Here is a 6,078-nt window from a genome sequence, read left to right as displayed (position 1 = left end):
CAGTAGCTCTTTCACTTTGTTAAAGGCATCGAAATAGCCTCTGGCAGCCATCGCATCCTTCTGTTCCTTGTCCCTTTGGATGGTATCCGGCGACCAGTCACCTTTAGACAGGCGTTCGATTAATTCTGGTGTAACCTTGTAACCCTCGATGGATAGTGAGTTGTAGGCATCGCTTATGTAGAGATTGCTCATCATGGCGTGTGTTTCTTCGATTGAGCGCTCAAAGAAGTCAAAAGGTGGTGGAAAGTCATCAAATGCCTCGATGACTTCTTGTCTCATCTCCTGCCACAGGAGCCTCACACGAACTGCGCTTGGGGATTCTCCCCGACTACCACCTACTATTATCGGAATATGGTCAAATGGGTTAACCTGCTTAATACCTTCAAAACCGGCTCCCTCCATGATGGTTTGTAGTTTCCGGCTTTCGGCTCTCATCTTTAGCTGCTCGTAGGCGCCAATTAATCTATTTCCTGAGGCAACATTCTTGGTTGTCAGTACTGCCTCTGAAAGCAGACTCAGATCAGCATTCCGGAGTGCTAGCTGAATGCTTATAGGATTGGCCCTGAAGGTTTGTGGGCCAGTTTCAACGAGTGCGCTTTCCAACGAATGAACATTTATACCGTTTACTTTGACAGTCTTACAGGGAATTTTTCCCTTGATGATCACCATACTCATGTTGTTAGGTAAGTTAAGTGTGCGAGGTGTCGTGTCTGAGGTGTAGACGATTATTTGGTTTGGTAGGGCATTGTTTGCTGTATGTAAGTCAAGAGAGGATTCAGGACTTAGCCAGTATTCATCCCCGAAGAGGCTTTCAACGTATTGCCCAACGAAAGACCAGATGGATTCATACCAAAGTACTGAGTCGCCAGCTTTTTCAGTCGTGAGGTCTGCATCCAGCAGATACCATCCCCTAATAATTTGCTTGAAATAGCCTTTCTTGATCAGAAGCGTGCGTTGCTTATCAGTGATTGACTTGGCATTAAGTACGTTGCCCACGGCCGCATCACTTGCAGCCCTTAGCGCTTCTGCTAACTTTTCGTTGCCAGTTTTTGCCATGTTTTTTTCCAACAGATGTTCAAGCATTAGCTGATACGGGAGTGTAATACTAGCTTTTATGCACTTGCATTTCTAGCTTTTACGCACTTGTATTATTAGCTGTTACACTCAAATACAGTGAGTTTAAGTCCTACCAACTGATTGTTGATGGTCAACATGCGGTAAAGGTCAAACCAAAGAATCTGAAATGTCCTATAGAGGGTATTTTTAATAGTGATAGTGGCATTGTGCTATTAATAATTCATCATTCTCAACAGAGTATACTAACCTCTGTTCCTCAGTAATACGCCTTGACCAGAACCCGGTAAAATAGTGTTTAAGCGGTTCAGGTTTACCAATACCTGTAAATGGCTGTCTTTTTATATCTTTGATTAAGTTGTTAATACGCTTCAATATTGCTCGGTCAGTTTGTTGCCAATATAGATAATCTTCCCAGGCGTTATCTGAAAAAGTTACTTTCATCAGTCTAGATCCAATTCCTTGACTTTCCCTTTCCCGGCTCTTAACTGAGAGATAGATTCCATAAGACGGTTCGCGTTGGTTGGTGATCTCATCAAATAAGCTGTTTCTTGCAAAGATTCGAAATCAGCTAATGACATGAGTACGCAACTTTCGCCATTTTTACGAGTGATAATCACTGGGCTACAATCGTTCACGACATTTATCATCGTCTTAGAAAAATTTTGTCTTGCTTCTGAGTAAGTTAACACTTTCATTTATCCCACCTATGTCAAGAAATAATCTGAAAAATACAACAAAATATCCATTAATCGTACAGCATATTGTACGATTGTTTTTGTATCTTGCAAGCTTCTAAGTTTGTAATTTGTGGTAGCCAAGCTATAGCGGTCACGATGATCAGATTGAACGGGATGTAATATGTACAATTGTGACAAGTACAATTATAGACATAAACACCTTATAGTGATGACATTTGGCTATAGTTGAACATGACAAATGACGGTTAAGGAGGTTTTATGTGAGCTTATACCCCCTTTGCTCAACCCATTGATAAACGCTTTACAAAGTAATAAGACACGAGGGAGAAAACCCGATTTTGTTCTGGAAAAATCATTCTCTCACTTAACCTATTCTTTCTATATTAATGCCCAGTCAAACATGAATCGGGCATTTTTTTAACGTCAGGACAGATGAATGAAATAATGGTGGAGCCATATTTTCCTATATTCAATATCTTAAATAAAGCTTAATCGTTGAGCCGGGATATCTATTTTTTTCGAAATGATCATATCCTGTGATCACTGCTTTAATGTTGATAACAATATGTTATTTCGTTCTTTTTATCATGAAGAGGCTAAAAGATTGGTATTGTTCAAGCAATGAGATGTTCAACCTAACCATTGTATCCGTCGAGTACGGTTTTAATTTCTATTAAACTAAGGGATTGTTTATAGGAAAATCATCAAATAAGAATGCGAGATATCTCTTTACCGGGAATTATTTTGCTGATGACAATGACATTGAGGCTATTGGATTTGGGGGCTACATTTATGCCTACGGAGGAAATGACCATATTACGCTGGGGCAGAGTCTATACTGGCACAGGTAATGACGCGATAGTCGGCGCTGCGGGTAGCGTTACTATGGATCATACCGGCCATCACGGTGATTTGGACTTTACCGGTGGTGAAGGGGATGATCTGGGTGTTCTACTGGGATGTCTCCGACAGTCGGTGATAATGGTTTTATTGAGGGGCTGGAGAGTTGGCTATTACAACGGCGTGGACCGATGTCACAATTCGAAAGGGGATTAAATTCATGATAATTAAGTGGCTCAAGATAAGTGAGCCACTTTTATCGCTAATTAACCGGTTTCCTACATTAATTCCGTATTAGTATTAAGAAAACGATGAATTGACTTTAACACTGCGTCTGGTTTTTCTGCGTGAACCCAGTGATCGCAACCGGCGATAACCCAAGCTTTGGCTTGTGGAAATTGTCTGGTGATATCATTCCGGTACTCTTCCTGGATATAAGAGGAAAGGCCGCCACGAATAAACAGGGCAGGGCGAGGCCATGTAGGGATTTCTTGCCAGCCGCTGATCTTTTCGTACTGGTTAATTAATACCGGTAAATTGAATTTCCATTCTCCCTGATGGAATGATTTCAGTAAAAACTGAATGACACCTTCTTCCTGAATATTTTCTCGCATAATCTGAGTGGCGTCTTGACGGGATTTAACTCCAGCTTCTGTCACTTTGTTCAGTGCGGTAAAAATTTGGTCATGACGGCGAACCTGGTAGGCAACGGGGGCTATATCAATAAGAACAATTTTTTCTATCCGTTCTGGTGCTAGTGCGGTCATTGCCATCGCGATCTTACCGCCCATTGAATGACCAATAATAATGGCGGATTGAATTTGCAGATGATCCAGCAGGGAAATAACATCTTGTGCCATATCGTGGTAATCCATGTTATTTGCCCGTGGAGATAAACCGTGATTGCGTACATCGACTTGAATGACGGGATAGTATTGCTGCAAATCACGAGCTAAAACCCCAAGATTATTGAGATCACCGAATAACCCGTGGATTAATACCACAGGGGTAGAAGAGAGCGGGTTTTCCGGTATCTGCATATGGTAATTTAACGGGTTGTCTAATTTCATGATGAGAATTGTTTTCTTTCAGGTATTGATATCATGCCGTGTATATTGTTGCTTAAATTATAAAAAAGCAACCAAGCTGTACAGTTATAGTTAATAATTTCTTATAATTACATCGTTCTTAAAATGTTCATGTATCAAAAACTTGTTAATTTTTTTATGGTAATACTTAATGTATTGAAAAATAAACGTTCTTTGAGTAAATAATATTTTTAAATGGAAAGTTTTAAATAACTTGTGAGATGATTATTGGTTCAATCATCTTGGTGAGGTTATTGATTGTGTGTTTATGTGATCTGTATCTTAAAAAATTGTGTGTTAATTTTAATTTTTTGTGAAAAAATAATGAAAATTTACTTTATGTTTTATTAAATAAAAATATAAAGTTCATTTAACAAAAACTATATCGTTCTAATAAGAATAAATAGAATCTGATTTACACTATGGATTAGGGAATTAAGAAGTGAAGAAAAATTTACTAAAGAGCCTTTATTTTCAAGTTTTGCTCGCAATAACTATCGGTATACTTCTGGGGCATTTCTATCCAGAGCTTGGTACAGAAATGAAGCCATTGGGTGATGGATTTGTTAAATTAATCAAAATGGTTATTGCTCCTGTTATTTTCTGTACTGTTGTAACTGGCATTGCAGGTATGGAAAGTATGAAAGCTGTTGGTAAAACGGGCGCTATTGCACTGGTGTATTTTGAAATAGTTAGCACAATTGCTTTGATTATTGGGCTAATTGTTGTCAATGTTATGCAGCCTGGTGCAGGGATGAATATTGATCCCTCTACGTTAGATGTTAAAGCGGTATCCCTATATGCGGAGAAGGCTGCTGAACAAGGGATAATAGCATTTTTACTTGATGTTATTCCGGCCAGTGTCATCGGGGCGTTTGCCAGTGGTAATATTTTGCAGGTCTTATTATTTGCTGTGTTATTTGGTTTTGCACTTCATCGTTTAGGAGAGAAAGGGAAATCAATCTTTAATATTATTGATGGTTTTTCGCATGTTATTTTCGGTATTATCAATATGATAATGCGATTGGCGCCTTTAGGCGCTTTTGGTGCAATGGCATTTACCATCGGTAAATATGGTATTGGTACGTTGGTACAATTAGGACAATTAATAGTTTGCTTTTATATCACCTGTATTCTTTTTGTCATATTTGTTTTAGGGACAATCGCAAAAGTGACAGGGTTTAGTATATTTCGGTTTATTAATTACATTAAAGAAGAATTATTAATTGTATTGGGAACATCATCTTCTGAATCTGCATTGCCGCGTATGTTAGATAAAATGGAGAAAGCGGGATGCCAGAAATCTGTTGTTGGATTGGTGATACCGACGGGATATTCCTTTAATCTGGATGGTACTTCTATTTACCTGACAATGGCTGCGGTATTTATTGCTCAAGCAACAAATACTCATATGGATATTGTGCATCAAATAACGCTATTGGTTGTATTACTTTTATCCTCTAAAGGTGCTGCTGGTGTGACAGGTAGTGGGTTTATTGTATTAGCTGCGACAATTTCTGCTGTTGGGCATTTACCACTAGCAGGGCTGGCATTAATACTGGGAATAGATCGTTTCATGTCAGAAGCCAGAGCGTTAACGAATCTAATTGGTAATGGTGTTGCAACGATTGTGGTAGCGAAACGTTGTCGTCAGCTTGATGAAGGCAAATTAAACGAAGTGTTAAATGCCAAATAAGCAAATCTTTAGGTTTTTATCTATTCGATGATCAATTAATAAAATAATGCCGACTTTGGGTCGGCATTAATTCTAATCAATAATAGAGTACCGTGTAATTCGAAAAAGCTTACTATTTGAATGGATAGCATTTCTGTACTGTGCTGATTATCGATATATGCGATTTATTTCAGTTGAGATGTAGCGAAAGGTTTCAAAGAAACGGATAGGGTAACGAAACAGGCTGATGCCAATGTAGTCAATATTATCCCTGAGTTGGGTGTTTTGGTAGGTCAGTGTTGGAGAGTGGCCGCCAGGTAAGGCGCTTATTTTTTACATGGATAAGAGAATCAATAAGATTGTATTTAGGTTCCACTAAACAAAAACGAGCTTTCTTAGACAAGTATTGAGTTTATTTACATGATTTAATTGGAAAAATTTAAATTTATTAATCTTGGTGGAATATGCTTCTGGCGTCCCCTGCTGGAATCGAACCAGCAATTAGCCCTTAGGAGGGGCTTGTTATATCCATTTAACTAAGGGGACATAGCTTCATTATAACGGCTTTTCATTCATAATATAAGGCGTTATAAACTGTTTGCCTATTTAATGATCGCTTGAATTGAGTACCATTCAAGTTGGATTGTCAGTAATATTTACATTATTGATGATCATCGGCGAGTCATGCAACAAACTGATC

General features: G+C 38.6%; 6 protein-coding genes and 1 tRNA gene. 2 read left to right on the top strand and 5 right to left on the bottom strand.

Annotated elements, in window-relative coordinates:
• The 3 genes from SLS51_RS13180 to yefM form a co-directional block, all read right to left on the bottom strand.
• Positions 1–1,056 (bottom strand): Fic family protein (locus tag SLS51_RS13180; protein WP_323839119.1); only part of this gene is annotated, 1,056 nt, incomplete at its 3' end.
• A gap of 207 nt (positions 1,057–1,263) precedes the next feature.
• Entirely contained in the window at positions 1,264–1,518 is a 255-nt protein-coding gene (locus SLS51_RS13175; RefSeq protein WP_323839117.1) for a Txe/YoeB family addiction module toxin, read from the bottom strand.
• Positions 1,518–1,772, bottom strand: a complete 255-nt coding sequence (gene yefM / locus SLS51_RS13170; protein ID WP_323839115.1) for a YoeB-YefM toxin-antitoxin system antitoxin YefM — start codon at positions 1,770–1,772, stop codon at positions 1,518–1,520. Before yefM ends, SLS51_RS13175 begins: the two co-directional genes overlap by 1 nt.
• 717 nt (positions 1,773–2,489) lie before the next feature.
• On the opposite strand from yefM, the gene SLS51_RS13165 reads away from it, so the two are divergent.
• Positions 2,490–2,831, top strand: coding sequence for a hypothetical protein (locus SLS51_RS13165; protein ID WP_323839113.1), 342 nt, complete (start codon positions 2,490–2,492; stop codon positions 2,829–2,831).
• Positions 2,832–2,893: 62 nt separating this feature from the next.
• Here SLS51_RS13165 and ybfF read toward each other — a convergent pair whose 3' ends face one another.
• Entirely contained in the window at positions 2,894–3,655 is a 762-nt protein-coding gene (gene ybfF, locus SLS51_RS13160; protein WP_439126881.1) for an esterase, read from the bottom strand.
• A 490-nt stretch (positions 3,656–4,145) separates the two neighbouring features.
• Between ybfF and SLS51_RS13155 the strand changes: the two genes are divergently transcribed.
• A complete protein-coding gene (locus SLS51_RS13155; protein ID WP_323839109.1) occupies positions 4,146–5,399 on the top strand; it encodes a dicarboxylate/amino acid:cation symporter in 1,254 nt (417 codons plus the stop codon).
• A 450-nt stretch (positions 5,400–5,849) separates the two neighbouring features.
• On the opposite strand, the gene SLS51_RS13150 is transcribed toward SLS51_RS13155, so the two are convergent.
• Positions 5,850–5,924: transfer RNA gene (locus SLS51_RS13150), tRNA-Arg, on the bottom strand.
• Between the last annotated feature and the right edge of the window lie 154 nt (positions 5,925–6,078).

It is taken from the genome of Photorhabdus africana, from assembly GCF_035181445.1.
Taxonomy (GTDB): Bacteria; Pseudomonadota; Gammaproteobacteria; order Enterobacterales; family Enterobacteriaceae; genus Photorhabdus; species Photorhabdus laumondii.
The sequence above is the reverse complement of the archived record's forward strand: the minus strand, read 5'-3'. Positions and strand labels throughout refer to the sequence as shown.

Bases quoted from the DNA above. Each gene is read 5' to 3' on its own strand.
- ybfF (WP_439126881.1), bottom strand. From the start codon at position 3,655: ATGCAGATACCGGAAAACCCGCTCTCTTCTACCCCTGTGGTATTAATC.
- SLS51_RS13175 (WP_323839117.1), bottom strand. From the start codon at position 1,518: ATGAAAGTAACTTTTTCAGATAACGCCTGGGAAGATTATCTATATTGG.
- SLS51_RS13165 (WP_323839113.1), top strand. From the start codon at position 2,490: ATGCGAGATATCTCTTTACCGGGAATTATTTTGCTGATGACAATGACA.
- yefM (WP_323839115.1), bottom strand. From the start codon at position 1,772: ATGAAAGTGTTAACTTACTCAGAAGCAAGACAAAATTTTTCTAAGACG.